Source organism: Streptomyces sp. NPDC092370 (genome assembly GCF_044755265.1).
Taxonomy (GTDB): Bacteria; Actinomycetota; Actinomycetes; order Streptomycetales; family Streptomycetaceae; genus Streptomyces.
Map to the genome: position 1 here is coordinate 284502 of NZ_JBIVQO010000005.1, position 12692 is coordinate 297193.

The window sequence follows — 12692 nt, forward strand, 5'->3', positions numbered from 1 at the left end:
GCCGTCCGGGCCTACCGTACCCGGCTCGCTTTGTGTGACCTGGCCAAGCCCGTCAGCCGATACAGGACCGGTATCGCAACGTGCACCGATGTGAAGCAGACGTGAGCGGGGTCACTTCTTGCTGTCGATGACCGCCTCCATCACGTTCCTCGCGATCGGAGCCGCGAGGCCGCCACCGGAGATGTCGTCACGGACGGCGTTGTCGTCCTCGACGACGACCGCCACGGCGACCGGCGAACTGTCGTCGTCGCCCTTGGCGTAGGAGATGAACCACGCGTAGGGGTTCTCGCTGTTGTCGACGCCGTGCTGGGCGGTACCGGTCTTGCCGCCCACCGTGACCCCGGGGATCTTGGCGTTCGAGCCCGTGCCCTTGTCGACGACCGTCTCCATCATCGACTGCAGGATCTGGGCGTTCTCCGCCGACAGCGGCTGGCTCAGCTCCTCGGGATCGGTCTTGGCGATGGGGTCGACGCCGGGCGACTGGAGCTCGTCGACCATGTACGGCTTCATCAGCTTGCCGTCGTTGGCGACCGCCGAGGCGACCATGGCCATCTGCAGCGGAGTGGCGGCGGTGTTGAACTGACCGATCGAGGACAGCGCGGTCTGCGAGGGGTTCATGTCGTCGGAGAAGACCGACGCGTTGGCGCGGACCGGCGTGAACTGCTCCTCGCCGAAGCCGAACTTCTTGGCCATGTCCAGCATCTTGTCGTTGCCGAGGTCCGAGCCGATCTTGCCGAAGACGGTGTTGCAGGAGTACTGGAGAGCCACCCGCAGCGTCGCGTTCTCGCAGGGGATGTTGCCCTCGTTGGGCAGCTTGGTGGTGGTGCCCTTCATGATCCAGGGGTCCGGCGAGTCCGTCTTGGCGTCGGCGTCCGTGTACAGGCCGTCCTCCAGCGCCGCGGCCGCGGTGACGACCTTGAAGGTCGAACCGGGCGGGTAGGTCTCGCGCAGCGCCCGATTGAGCATCGGGTCGTTCGGGTTGGCCTTCTTCTGCAGCTTCTGCCAGGCCTTGGTGTCCGTCGTCGTGGAGTTCCCGGCGAAGGACGTCGGGTCGTACGACGGGTAGGAGGCCAGGGCCAGGATCTTGCCCGTCGACGGCTCCAGGGCGACGACGGCTCCCTTGCCCCCCTGCTTCTTCAGGCCGTTGTACGCGGCCTTCTGCGCGGCGGCGTTCAGCGTCGTGACGACGTTGCCGCCCTGCTGCTTCTTGCCGGTGAGCATGTCGAGGGTGTTGCGGAAGAACAGCCGGTCGTCATTGCCGGTGAGGATGCCGTCCTCGATGGACTCCAGCTGCGTGGCGCCGAAGGCCTGCGAGGCGTAACCGGTGACCGGCGCCCACATCGGGCCGTCCTTGTAGGTGCGCTTGAACTTGAAGTCGCTGCCCGGCGTCTCGGCGGAGCCGGTGATCGGCTTGCCGTCGACGATGATGTCGCCGCGGGGGGACGCGTAGCGCTCGATGATGACGCGGCGGTTGTTCTTGTCGGTCCTGAGCTCGTCGGCCTGGACGTACTGGATCCAGTTGTCACGGATCAGCAGGGCCAGGACGAGCAGGCCGCAGAAGATCGCGATCCGGCGCAGGGGCTTGTTCATGACGGGCGGACCACCTGGGTCATCTCGGCGTCGGGGTTGGCGGCGGGAGCGGGGGCCGGGCGGCGGGCCGTGTCGCTGATTCTCAGCAGGATGCCGATCAGGGCCCAGTTGGCGATCACGGAGGAACCGCCGTACGCCACGAAAGGCAGCGTCATACCGGTCAGCGGGATGAGACCCATCACACCGCCGGCCACGACGAAGACCTGGAGGGCGAAGGCGCCGGACAGACCGATGGCCAGCAGCTTGCCGAACGGGTCGCGGGCCGCGAGGGCGGTGCGTACACCGCGTTCGACGATCAGGCCGTAGAGCAGCAGGATCGCCATGACGCCCGCCAGGCCCAGCTCCTCGCCGAAGGTGGCGAGGATGAAGTCGGAGTTGGCGGCGAAGCCGATGAGGTCGGAGTTGCCCTGCCCGAGCCCGGTGCCGAGCGTGCCGCCGGAGCCGAAGGCCCACAGGGCCTGCATGGCCTGCTCCGAGTGGAGGATGCCGTCGCTGGCCCCGGAACGGCTGAGCTGGTACTCGCGCATCGGGTCGAGCCAGGCCTGCACACGTGTCTGGATGTGCGGCTCGAAGCTCGCCACGCCGACGGCGCCGACCGCGGACATCAGCAGACCGAAGACGATCCAGCTGGTCCGCTCGGTGGCGACGTACAGCATGATGACGAACATTCCGAAGAACAGCAGGGATGTACCGAGGTCGGTCTCGAAGACCAGGATGAGGATCGAGATCACCCAGACCACGAGGATCGGACCCAGGTCGCGGCCGCGCGGCAGGTACAGGCCCATGAAGCGGCGGCTGGCCAGGGCCAGGGCGTCCCTCTTGACCATGAGGTAGCCGGCGAAGAACACCGCGAGCGCGATCTTCGCGAACTCGCCCGGCTGGAGCGTGCCGAGGCCGGGGATCTTGATCCAGATCTTGGCGCCGTAGATGTTCGCACCGAGGCCGGGCACGAGCGGCAGGATCAGCAGGAACAGCGCCCCGGCCATGGAGATGTAGGTGTAGCGCTGGAGAACTCGGTGGTCCTTGAGGAAGATCAGCACGGCCACCAGCAGGGCGACGCCCATCGCGGAGTACAGCAGCTGCCGGGGGGCCGCCTCGACGAACTGCTTGCTCGCCTGCAGCTTCTCCGACTGGTCCAGTCGCCAGATGGCCACCAGACCGAGCCCGTTCAGCAGGGTGGCCAGCGGCAGCATCAGGGGGTCGGCGTACGGTGCGAACTTCCGGACGGCGAGGTGACCGACGCCCGCGAGCAGACCCAGCCCGAGCCCGTAGCTCAGCAGGCCCGGCGGCACCGAGTCGTTGATGGCCAGGCCGACGTTGGCATAGGCGAACACCGGGATGACCACGGCGAACGCCAGCAGCGCCAGCTCGGTGTTGCGCCGGCTCGGCGCACCGATCGCGCCGATCGTGGACGTGTGGTGCGTCGGCGATGTGTTCGTACCGCTCATCGTGTAACAGGGCCTCTCACGGCTTGCCTACTGCTTACCGCACAGCGAGACGACCTTCTGCTCTTCCTCCGAGAGGCTGGGGCCGGGGCTGGGAGTAGGTGCGGTCGTGGACGGGTTCGGGGACTTCTCAGGCGCCGACGGCGAGCCCGACGGGTTGGACGGGTTCGGCGTCGGTGTGGCCTTGGACGTGAAGGAGGCGGGAGTGGTTCCCGTGGTGCCCCCGGCCTCGCCTTCGCCGGTCTTGGAGTTGTTCTGGCTCTCGGCTTCGCGCCGCTGCGCCTGCTTCTTGCACGCGGAGGCCTGCACCGACAGTTCCTGGATCTTCGCCTGGGCGTCCTTGAGACCGCCCTCGGGGATGGTCGCCTCGACCAGCTTCTGCTGGTAGGGCGGCAGGTACTTGAGTTCGATCTCGGGGTGGTCCTTCTCGACCTTCGAGAGCGAGACCCAGGCCAGGTCCTGGCTGATGCCCCGGTACAGCGCGACGTGCTCGTCCTCGGTGCCGACGTAGTACTGGGTCTGCGTCCAGCGGTATCCGCCGTACAGACCGCCGCCGATGACGGCCAGTGCGAGGACGCCGTAGAGGGATCTCTTCAGCCACCGGCCTTTCTTGCGGGGTTTGGCGAAGTCGTCGTCGCCGTAGTCGAAGCCGCCCGCCGGGATGTAGCCGGTGGTGTCGCCGGAGCCGGGCGGGCCGAACTCGCCGCCGCCCCGGCCCTGCCCCTGACGGCCGAGCCCGGAGGCGCGGCCGGCGGGGGTCTGCATGATGCCGTTGTCGTGCAGCTGGTGCTGGTTCTCCGCGACGGCACCGACCACCACCGGGGTGTCGGACAGCTGACCCGCGAGGGTGTCGCCGGTGTCCAGGTCGAGGACGTCGGCGATGATGACCGTGATGTTGTCCGGGCCGCCGCCGCGCAGCGCCAGCTGGATCAGGTTCTGGACGGTCTCCTGGGGGCCCTGGTAACTGGCGAGGGTGTCCTCCAGGGTCTGGTGGGACACCACGCCGGACAGGCCGTCGGAGCAGATCAGGTAGCGGTCGCCGGCGCGGACCTCGCGGATGGACAGGTCGGGCTCGACGTGGTCGCCGGATCCGAGGGCGCGCATCAGCAGCGAGCGCTGCGGGTGCGTGGTGGCTTCCTCCTCGGTGATGCGGCCCTCGTCGACCAGGCGCTGCACCCAGGTGTGGTCCTGGGTGATCTGCGTGAGGACGCCGTCGCGGAGCAGGTAGGCGCGGGAGTCGCCGACGTGGACCAGGCCGAGGCGCTGGCCCGTCCACAGCAGGGCGGTGAGGGTGGTCCCCATGCCCTCCAACTGGGGGTCGTCCTCGACCATCGAGCGCAGCTGGTCGTTGGCGCGCTGCACCGCCGTGCCGAGCGAGGTGAGGATGTCGGAGCCGGGAACGTCGTCGTCGAGCGCGACGATGGTGGAGATGGCCTCGGAGGAGGCGACCTCACCGGCCGCGGCGCCGCCCATGCCGTCGGCGATGGCGAGCAGGCGCGGGCCGGCGTATCCGGAGTCCTCGTTGCCCTCCCGGATCATGCCCTTGTGCGATCCGGCCGCGAAGCGCAGGGAGAGACTCATGCGCACCTCGCCTGTCGGCTCCGGGTACAGCCGGTCGTGTCGAGCCACACTGCCCACCCTCCGGTCGGGAGCGCGCCGGGGGCCGGGGTGGGGCCCGCCGCTGCGTGCTCGCTCCGCTCGCGCCTATCCATGATGTAGCACTACTTCCGCAGCTCGATGACGGTCTTGCCGATGCGGATCGGCGCGCCCAGCGCAATCGGTGTGGGAGTCGTCAGCCGGGACCGGTCCAGGTACGTGCCGTTGGTGGAGCCGAGGTCCTCGACGATCCACTGGCCGTCGCGGTCCGGGTAGATCCTGGCATGGCGGCTGGAGGCGTAGTCGTCGTCCAGAACGATCGTCGAGTCGTGCGCCCGGCCCAGGGTGATGGTCTGGCCCTGGAGCGCGACCGTGGTGCCCGTGAGGGTGCCCTCGGTCACGACCAGCTTGGTGGGGGCGTTACGGCCGCGCCGGCCGCCGGTGGGCTGCTGGCGCTGGGGTGGCGGCGCCTGGCGGGCGGCCTGCTGCTGCCGGCCTGCCTCGCGGCGCGATCCGCGCTGGGTGACGCGCGTACCGAACAGGTCGCTGCGGATGACCTGCACGGCCACGATCACGAACAGCCACAGTACGGCCAGGAAACCCAGCCGCATGACCGTGAGGGTCAGCTCTGACATTGCCCCCGCTTCACCCTTCGGCTTGCCGGTAAATGATGGTGGTGCTGCCCACGACGATCCGCGAGCCGTCGCGGAGCGTAGCGCGGGTGGTGTGCTGCCCGTCCACCACGATGCCGTTGGTGGATCCGAGATCCTGGATCGTCGAGGGCGTTCCGGTCCGGATCTCGCAGTGCCGGCGGGAGACGCCGGGGTCGTCGATCCGCACGTCGGCGTCGGTGCTGCGGCCCAGCACCAGCGTCGCGCGGGAGATCTGATGGCGGGTGCCGTTGATCTCGATCCAGTGGCGGGTGCGTCCGCCGGCGGCCGGCGGCCGCTGGCCGCTCGCGGCGGGCGGGTAGCCGTAGCCGCCGGGGCGGCCGCCGGGGGGCGGCGAGGCAGGCATGGGCGGGGCGCCGCCGGGCGCGGCGGGCGGCGGGTAGCCGTAGCCGCCGGGGCGTCCACCCGGCGCGGCGGCGGGCGCGGCGCCGCCCCCCGGGCCGCCCTGCTGGCTGCTGGAGGAGGCGAGCGTGCGGCTGCGCACCCGGTACAGGCCGGTGTCGAGGTCGTCCGCCTTCTCCAGGTGCACCTTGATCGGGCCCATGAAGGTGTAGCGCTGCTGCTTGGCGTAGTCGCGGACCATGCCGGCGAGCTCGTCGCCGAGCTGGCCCGAGTAGGGGCTGAGCCGCTCGAAGTCCGGGGTGCTCAGCTCGACGATGAAGTCGTTGGGCACGACCGTCCGGTCGCGGTTCCAGATGGTGGCGTTGTTGTCGCACTCACGCTGGAGAGCTCCCGCGATCTCCACGGGCTGGACCTCGGACTTGAACACCTTGGCGAAGGTGCCGTTGACCAGACCTTCGAGACGCTGCTCGAACTTCTTCAGGACTCCCATGGGGCACCTCCTCCGTCGCTGCCGTCCTGTGTACTGCTCTGCGGGCCACTTGCCTGGTACTGCTTACTGATCGTATCCACGCGCAGCTCGATCGGCTGGTTCCCCCTGTCAGCCCCGCCGACGGGTGTCGACGCAGGACGAAGTTCCCTGTGGAGCTCGTCTTCGAACTCCTCCGGTGGTACTGCTGCGCGTAACCGCCTCACGTATGCCTGACATGGATCGTAGAGGCGGCCGTGGACCAGTGTCCCGCACCTGACTGTGGACCCGGACCCCCTCCTGCGGAGACGGCGGGTACCGGTACGAGGTTGATACGTGAACCGGTACGCGTTGATACGTGGCGGGGACATCGATGGTTCGGCGGGGGCTCTGCCTGCGGTGACAAGGGATGTGAACCCACCCCTTCCAGCGTGCTAATGTTCTGGGTGTCGGAAGGCGCCCGCCCCAAGGGGCAGACGCCCAGGACTCACCCAATGCGCGGGTGGCGGAATAGGCAGACGCGCTGGATTCAGGTTCCAGTGCCCGCAAGGGCGTGGGGGTTCAACTCCCCCCTCGCGCACCATGGAGTACCGACGAAACGGGCTCATCGTGATCACGATGAGCCCGTTTCGGCATGTCCAGCAGGTCGGCTGCGGTGTGATGATGCTTACACGCATGACGGCCCGGCGGCTGGTGGGCCGCGGGGCAGTCGGGTTCTGCGGTTGTTGATCTTCAGTGGCTCACCGGGATGTGTGCAGTCTCACTCATCAACTTGGTCTCTTCCTGCTTCGTGTCGTAGCCCTTGGGAGTCCAGGGGCTTGGTTCTTGCGGCGGTGGGCGGGCGGCGCCGGGGGCGGTTGCCGTTGACGGCTATGGCATCGGCCCAGGCGGTGAGTTCGCGTTTCTCGGCGTGTCCGGGCTGGAAGGCCAGGAGGATGGTCTGGGCAGCGATGCCACGGATGCGGCGGCTGCCAGGATTCTCGAGACGTTCACGCAGGGTGTCCTTGGCGTAGCCGTTCCTGCCCACGATGCTGTTGCGCGGAAATGGAGCGCTGCCTGGTCTCGGAGCCGTACGGGAGGGGCTGCCGCCAGAGGGTGGTGCCGCCCGGCGGTGACCGTCCGCCGGTGGGCGGACGGTCCGTCCGGCCGGCGTTACCAGGCCGCCAGGGCCGCCGTCCGGCGCAGGTCGGCTCCGGGTCCGGGCTGGTGATGGTGCGCTGCTCGCGGCAGGAGGTGGGGCCGGCCGGGCCGGGCTCCGGGTCGATCACGAGGAGGGGGACACCGCGCCCGAGGGTGTACGCCTTGAGGGGGCACTGGGTGCGGTTGGCTTCGGCGGGGCACACCGTGCGGCGGTGGCCTTCGGCGTCGGAGCGAAGCTGGGGGCATGGTGCGTCGACGAGCCAGGTGGCGCGGGCATGACCACGAAGAAGGACAGCCGGGTCGGCGACTGGGCGAACCATGACCAGGGGCGGGCCGACGGGTGTGCAAGCGATCAAGCGGGTGGGCCTCGGACTGCTGCCCTCCCAGTCGGAGATCATCGGCCGCCCTACCTGCGGGGCAACCTCAAGGGGCAGGGCGTCCCCGAGAAGGGTTACACCAAGACGGTCACCGGGCAGGGCACGGACGTGACCGACACGGTCGACGCGCAGAAGGTGTACGAGCTCTTCGGTGCCGGCGCCACCATCGTGTGGAGCAGTTCGGCGCCCGGACCGACTTGCGTGGCCTTCCTCACGCCGGCCGGCAAGCAGGGCTTTTCCCCGCACCACGACCCGGTAGACCTGTTCATCGTGCAGACCGAGGGCACCAAGCGGTGGCGGCTGTGGAACCCGCCGCCGTACGACTAACGGTGTCCGCCGGCGGACACGACGACACGACACACCGCAAGGATCACAGTGACGACCGAACGCGTTGGCCCTCCCGCGATCGCCGACGAGCGTGAAATGCTCCGCGGCTACCTCGACTTCCACCGTGCGACGCTGGCCTTGAAATGCGAGGGCCTCACCGACGACGAGCTGCGCCGGCAGTCGATGCCGCCCTCGACCCTCTCCCTGCTCGGCCTGGTGCGGCACATGGCCGAGGTGGAGCGGTCCTGGTTCCGCAGAATCATCAACGGCGAGGACATCCCGCTCGTCTGGTCGGACGACTTCGACTTCCAGGTCGCCTACGACGCCCGTGAGGCGGACCGGCAGGAGGCCTTCGACGCCTGGCGGGCGGAGATCGAGCACGCCCGCCGCATCGAGGCGGTGGCCGAGTCCCCGGACGTCATCGCGCACGACCGCCGCAAGGACCAGAGGGTGTCGCTGCGCATGGTCATGCTCCACATGATCCACGAGTACGCCCGGCACAACGGGCACGCCGATTTCCTGCGCGAGGGCCTCGACGGATCCGTCGGCGTCTGACGCGCGAGCCCTTTTACCCTGGCCGACTTCAGTACACAGGAGAGCCGTTGTCATTCGCGCCGACGCGGATGGACGGCTCGGAGGTGTCGCGCCGGTCGTGCTCGGGAGGGCTTCGGTGCGGAACGCTGCGAGGATCCGGCAGCCGGTGAACGGACCGGCTGCCAGGACCGGCAGTGCCGTCTGCCCACATCTCCCAGGACGGGGCCCGGCGGCTCGATGCCGCGCGGGCCCCTGTGCCGGCTGTCTGCTCTCAGCCGACCTGGATCTTTCCGTTGGCCTCGGCGGAGGCCGGCGTGGTCGAGGGCTGGACGTCACCGTTGCGCTGGGTGACGCTCTTCAGCAACTCGGCGAGATCGACTCCCGTGGTCGAGCTGAGGAGTTCGACGCCCTGGGCCACGTTGTCGGCGACGGTGCGGGACAGCTGGCTCGCGCCGTCGGTGGAGATGACCGTCATCTTGTCCACCGCGCTGAGCGGCTCGGACGCCTTCGCGACCACCTGCGGCAGCACCTCGACGAGCATCTGCAGCACGGCCGCATCGCCGTACTGGGCGAAGGCGTCGGCCTTCTTCCGCATCGCCTCGGCCTCGGCCGCCCCCTTCGCACCGATCGCCGCCGCCTCGGCCTCGCCCTCCAGCCGCACCGCCTCGGCGATCGCCCCACGCCGGGACCGCTCGGCCTCGCCCTGCTTGAGCCCCTCGATGGCCTGCGCTTCGGCCAGCGCGCTGCGCTGCTGCTTCTCGCCCTCACCCGTGAGCCGGGACCGCTCGGCCTCCGCCTGCGCGGCGGCGATGGCGGCCAGCCGCTCCGCCTCGGCCTGCTTCACGCGGGCCACGCGCTTGGCCTCCGCCTCCTGCTCGGCGGCGTACCGCTGGGCGTCGGCGGGCTTGCGGACCTGGGTATCGAGCTGACGGTCGGTCAGTTCGGCCTGACGCACGGCGACCTTCTCCTGCTGGGCGAGGATCTCCTGCTGACGTGCGGCCTCCGCGAGCGGGCCGGCCGCCGCCGCCCGGGCCGCGGCCTCGTCGGTCTCGGCCTTGATCTCGGCCTGCTTGAGGTAGAAGGTCCGCTGCGCGATCGCGATCTCCTCCTCCGCCTTCAGCCGCGCCTGCTCGGCGGCCCGTCGGGCGACCGCCTCGGCGATGTCGGCTTCCTGCTTGGCGCGGGCGGCCTCGGGACGGCCGAGGTCCTCGAGGTAGGAACCCTCGGTGGTGATGTCCTGGATCTGGAAGGCGTCCAGCACCAGGCCCTGCCCGGACAGGCTCGCCTCCGCCTCCTCCGCCACCTGTCCGGCGAACGCGGCCCGGTCCCGGATGATGTCCTCCACCGACATACGGCCCACAATGGCGCGCAGCGCGCCGGAGAGCACCTCCTGGGTGAAGCCGACGATGCCGTCCTGCTGCATCAGGAACCGCTGGGCGGCGGCGCGGATGGCGTCCTCGGTGCCGCCGACCTTGACGATGGCGACGCCCTCCAGGTTGGCCTTCACTCCGCGCAGGGTGACCGCGCCGCGCACCGCGACGGGGATGTGCCGCGAGGACAGGTCGAGGGTGAACCTCTGCTGCACGAACGGCACGACGAACACGCCGCCGCCGACCACGACCTTCTGGCCGCTGTTGTCGGTGAACACCCGCCCGGTCTCCGGATCGGTGGCCGTCTTGCCGCGCCGCCCGGTGACGATGAACGCCTCGCTCGGACCGGCGACCTTGTACCGGCTGACGACGACCAGCGCGAGCAGCACGAGGAGTACGACGACTCCTCCCACCGCGATGGCGACAGAACTCATGGTGATGTCCCCTCAGCCCTCCCTGAGGACGGCATTCGGTAAGGATGGGTGGATGGGAACGGCACCTCGGCCGGGTGCCGGAAAAGAGGACCGCTTCGCCGGGTCAGCGTTCGACCGGGCGCACGGACACCGCCGACTGCGACAGCGCCTGCTCGACCCAGACCTCGGCTCCTCGGGCCACGGCAACCGGACTCTTGGCCGCGAACTTCATCGGCTGCCCGGCCAAGTGCACCAGCACCTCGCCGTAGCCCTCGGCGGGGATCGCGGTCACCACCGAACCGGATGCGCCGATCAAGTCGGCCTCACGCGGAGCGGCGCCGGAGGAGTCACGCATCAGAACCCGGCTCAGGCGGCAGGCGAACCAGCCGGTGAGGACACCGGCCGGTACCCCGATCACCGTGGCTCCCACCGGGCCCAGTCCGGTCGTCCCCATGACGATCGCCCCCGAGAAACCGAGCATGGACAAGAACCCGGCGATCACCGGCAGCGACAGCAGCCCGTCGAGCAGGCCGTCCACCACGGCGACTCCGTCGAGCAGTCCCTCCAGTACGCCGTCGAGAACGAACGACAGGGCAAGGAGGACGACCCCCGCTATGCCGAGCCCCAGAAACCAGGCCATCCGCGCACACCGCCCCTCCTTGCCCTTCCCCCGCTGTCTCAGGCATCGTCACACGTCGACACCGGGCGAGACATTGCCTGATTCCGGCAATCTTTACGCTGCTTCAATGCCGCACCCCGAACAGTCGGACGGTCGGCGGGCATGGCCCCTGGCGATGCTCAATGACACCGCGTCAGGAACCGGTACCGTCCCCACCGGTGTGCCGGGAAGTCCGGTCGGGATCTTGACGGAAGAAGGCGGAGAAGCCTCGTCGAACGGGGGTCCGGCTGCACGCCCTGCGCCGTCGCCGCCGCAAGCGTGCGACGCAGACCGACGCCCATGGCGGTGCCCAGCGCGTCGCCGTCATCGGGCTCGGCCGCTTCGGCTCCTCGCTGGCCGGCGAGCTGATGCGGCGAGGCTGGGACGTCCTCGGTATCGATACCGACGCCCGGCTTGTCCAGAAGTACAGCGACGGGCTCCCCTCCCCCAGCGGGCAGCGGCCTGGTCAAGGGCCGCTGCCCAAAGAGGCCATCCCGCACACTGCGCGGGACAGCCTCTTTGGATTCGCCGGTCCGTCAGCCTTTGCTGTCACGGTGGTTGAAGCGCTGCGCCCTCTGCGGCCACCAGCACCGCGGCGGCTGCCGCGAGGAAGCCGCGTCGGCCCGCTGGAAGCCGTGCTTGGGCGGCTCACCGCCGTTGCTCCGTTCACCTCTCGGTGGACCGGCCCAGGCTCTTGATCTTCTCGAACGGGTAGGCACCCACGATCACCACGGCCAAGCCGTAGAGGGCGAGGACCACAAGTCCCCAGATGCCGACCGTTCGGCCACCGCCGCTCATGATGACCGTGCCGATCGGCACCAACGGAGCGAAGCTGAGCACCGCGGCCCCGGTGCACCAGAAGGCCACCAGGTCGTTCGCCCGTTTCCTCAGCCCGGGGTCGGACTTCACCTCAGCGGGGACCTCGTACCCGTCGGACCGGTCACAGACCTTGCCCCGGTACCCGGTGCGTGCGGCCAACGCACTGGCTACGCCCAGCAGGAGGAAACAACCGAAAATGAACATGTAGGCCATGAATGCCCCAGGATTCGCGCGGCGCCGAGCAACTTCAGCGGATGTACTTGATGATGAAGGCGATCACCATGTTGATGGCCTTGTTCTTGACCCAGCCCGGCAGGAACTTCCAGACGACGCCCCCGATCTCTCCACCGAGGCAGCCGATGACGGCGTTCCTGACGTAGGTCTTCTTGCTGGACGCCTTGCCCGCCGCGATGTCGCTGAGCACCGAGGTGGGAATGCTCGCCAGTGCTCCCTTGGCGCACCATGCCGCCGCACCGATGGCCGCCGCGGCGATCGGGAACGCGAAGCCACCGGACCGGCTCATGGCCTTCTCGATCTCGGCCAAGGCCTCCGGTCCCATCTCCTGCCCGATGAACTGGCGCTGCTCGGCGGTCAGTTCAGGAGACTGCGTCGCGGCTGAGGCAGCCACGGAGTGAGCCCTTCCCCGGCCGTCGTCGGCGGCCGTGGCGCTCGGAGCCGCGGTGGCGAGCAGGGCCGCACTGGTGACGGCGGCTATTCCGGCCAGAGAGACGCGGCGCGTGGTGGTCTTGCGCATGGTGGATTCCCCAGTGGTCATTCCTTCGTCTCCCGGTCATGGAGACGGTTCCGTGGTATTCGCCTCCAGGTCATGGAGGCGATCACGGACGAGACTCCGACATCCCGTGGGAGGTCCGGCATAAGAGAGAACGCGTGAAAAGGATCACGGTTATCGACCGGAACGTCCTACATGAAGCAGGCCTCTTGTC

At 69.2% G+C, this 12692-nt stretch carries 12 protein-coding genes and 1 tRNA gene; 4 read left to right on the forward strand and 9 right to left on the reverse strand.

Features of this window, described 5'->3' with window-relative positions; genetic code table 11:
- Nucleotides 1–111: 111 nt before the first annotated feature.
- The 5 genes from ACIQHQ_RS18230 to ACIQHQ_RS18250 form a co-directional block, all read right to left on the reverse strand.
- Nucleotides 112–1590, reverse strand: coding sequence for a peptidoglycan D,D-transpeptidase FtsI family protein (locus ACIQHQ_RS18230; protein ID WP_402612911.1), 1479 nt, complete (start codon nucleotides 1588–1590; stop codon nucleotides 112–114).
- On the reverse strand, nucleotides 1587–3038 hold the full coding sequence (locus tag ACIQHQ_RS18235; RefSeq protein WP_402612912.1) for an FtsW/RodA/SpoVE family cell cycle protein: 1452 nt from the start codon (nucleotides 3036–3038) through the stop codon (nucleotides 1587–1589). The genes ACIQHQ_RS18230 and ACIQHQ_RS18235 overlap by 4 nt, the downstream gene beginning before the upstream one ends.
- A 27-nt stretch (nucleotides 3039–3065) precedes the next feature.
- Nucleotides 3066–4616, reverse strand: coding sequence for a Stp1/IreP family PP2C-type Ser/Thr phosphatase (locus tag ACIQHQ_RS18240; protein WP_402612913.1), 1551 nt, complete (start codon nucleotides 4614–4616; stop codon nucleotides 3066–3068).
- 140 nt (nucleotides 4617–4756) lie between these two features.
- Nucleotides 4757–5266 (reverse strand): FHA domain-containing protein, encoded by a 510-nt coding sequence (locus ACIQHQ_RS18245; RefSeq protein ID WP_283968366.1) that lies wholly within the window; start codon nucleotides 5264–5266, stop codon nucleotides 4757–4759.
- Between the two features lie 10 nt (nucleotides 5267–5276).
- On the reverse strand, nucleotides 5277–6134 hold the full coding sequence (locus ACIQHQ_RS18250) for an FhaA domain-containing protein (protein ID WP_402612914.1): 858 nt from the start codon (nucleotides 6132–6134) through the stop codon (nucleotides 5277–5279).
- Nucleotides 6135–6606: 472 nt separating this feature from the next.
- Here ACIQHQ_RS18250 and ACIQHQ_RS18255 point away from each other — a divergent pair.
- The 3 genes from ACIQHQ_RS18255 to ACIQHQ_RS18265 all read left to right on the forward strand — a co-directional run bounded on the left by ACIQHQ_RS18255 (nucleotide 6607) and on the right by ACIQHQ_RS18265 (nucleotide 8509).
- Nucleotides 6607–6693, forward strand: a tRNA-Leu gene (locus ACIQHQ_RS18255).
- A gap of 832 nt (nucleotides 6694–7525) precedes the next feature.
- Nucleotides 7526–7954 carry a JmjC domain-containing protein gene (locus ACIQHQ_RS18260; RefSeq protein WP_402612915.1) on the forward strand — a complete coding sequence of 143 codons (429 nt, stop codon included), beginning with the start codon at nucleotides 7526–7528 and terminating at the stop codon, nucleotides 7952–7954.
- 48 nt (nucleotides 7955–8002) lie between these two features.
- Nucleotides 8003–8509 carry a DinB family protein gene (locus tag ACIQHQ_RS18265; RefSeq protein ID WP_402612916.1) on the forward strand — a complete coding sequence of 169 codons (507 nt, stop codon included), beginning with the start codon at nucleotides 8003–8005 and terminating at the stop codon, nucleotides 8507–8509.
- A gap of 250 nt (nucleotides 8510–8759) precedes the next feature.
- Here the strand turns inward: ACIQHQ_RS18265 and ACIQHQ_RS18270 are convergent, their stop codons facing one another.
- Nucleotides 8760–10292, reverse strand: a complete 1533-nt coding sequence (locus ACIQHQ_RS18270) for an SPFH domain-containing protein (RefSeq protein WP_402612917.1) — start codon at nucleotides 10290–10292, stop codon at nucleotides 8760–8762.
- 103 nt (nucleotides 10293–10395) lie between these two features.
- Nucleotides 10396–10911 (reverse strand): hypothetical protein, encoded by a 516-nt coding sequence (locus tag ACIQHQ_RS18275; protein WP_402612918.1) that lies wholly within the window; start codon nucleotides 10909–10911, stop codon nucleotides 10396–10398.
- 344 nt (nucleotides 10912–11255) lie between these two features.
- On the opposite strand from ACIQHQ_RS18275, the gene ACIQHQ_RS18280 reads away from it, so the two are divergent.
- Nucleotides 11256–11627, forward strand: a complete 372-nt coding sequence (locus tag ACIQHQ_RS18280; protein WP_402613071.1) for an NAD-binding protein — start codon at nucleotides 11256–11258, stop codon at nucleotides 11625–11627.
- Here the strand turns inward: ACIQHQ_RS18280 and ACIQHQ_RS18285 are convergent.
- Together ACIQHQ_RS18285 and ACIQHQ_RS18290 are read right to left on the reverse strand one after the other, a co-directional pair.
- Complete coding sequence (locus ACIQHQ_RS18285) at nucleotides 11596–11961, reverse strand: hypothetical protein (protein ID WP_402612919.1); 366 nt, start codon at nucleotides 11959–11961, stop codon at nucleotides 11596–11598. The genes ACIQHQ_RS18280 and ACIQHQ_RS18285 overlap by 32 nt on opposite strands.
- 34 nt (nucleotides 11962–11995) lie before the next feature.
- Nucleotides 11996–12523 carry a hypothetical protein gene (locus tag ACIQHQ_RS18290; RefSeq protein WP_402612920.1) on the reverse strand — a complete coding sequence of 176 codons (528 nt, stop codon included), beginning with the start codon at nucleotides 12521–12523 and terminating at the stop codon, nucleotides 11996–11998.
- Nucleotides 12524–12692: the final 169 nt, after the last annotated feature.

Excerpts from the sequence above, each read along its gene's own strand:
- ACIQHQ_RS18230 (WP_402612911.1), bottom strand. The coding sequence starts at position 1,590 with ATGAACAAGCCCCTGCGCCGGATCGCGATCTTCTGCGGCCTGCTCGTC.
- ACIQHQ_RS18235 (WP_402612912.1), bottom strand. The coding sequence starts at position 3,038 with ATGAGCGGTACGAACACATCGCCGACGCACCACACGTCCACGATCGGC.
- ACIQHQ_RS18240 (WP_402612913.1), bottom strand. The coding sequence starts at position 4,616 with ATGAGTCTCTCCCTGCGCTTCGCGGCCGGATCGCACAAGGGCATGATC.
- ACIQHQ_RS18245 (WP_283968366.1), bottom strand. The coding sequence starts at position 5,266 with ATGTCAGAGCTGACCCTCACGGTCATGCGGCTGGGTTTCCTGGCCGTA.
- ACIQHQ_RS18250 (WP_402612914.1), bottom strand. The coding sequence starts at position 6,134 with ATGGGAGTCCTGAAGAAGTTCGAGCAGCGTCTCGAAGGTCTGGTCAAC.
- ACIQHQ_RS18260 (WP_402612915.1), top strand. The coding sequence starts at position 7,526 with ATGACCACGAAGAAGGACAGCCGGGTCGGCGACTGGGCGAACCATGAC.
- ACIQHQ_RS18270 (WP_402612917.1), bottom strand. The coding sequence starts at position 10,292 with ATGAGTTCTGTCGCCATCGCGGTGGGAGGAGTCGTCGTACTCCTCGTG.
- ACIQHQ_RS18275 (WP_402612918.1), bottom strand. The coding sequence starts at position 10,911 with ATGGCCTGGTTTCTGGGGCTCGGCATAGCGGGGGTCGTCCTCCTTGCC.
- ACIQHQ_RS18285 (WP_402612919.1), bottom strand. The coding sequence starts at position 11,961 with ATGGCCTACATGTTCATTTTCGGTTGTTTCCTCCTGCTGGGCGTAGCC.
- ACIQHQ_RS18290 (WP_402612920.1), bottom strand. The coding sequence starts at position 12,523 with ATGACCACTGGGGAATCCACCATGCGCAAGACCACCACGCGCCGCGTC.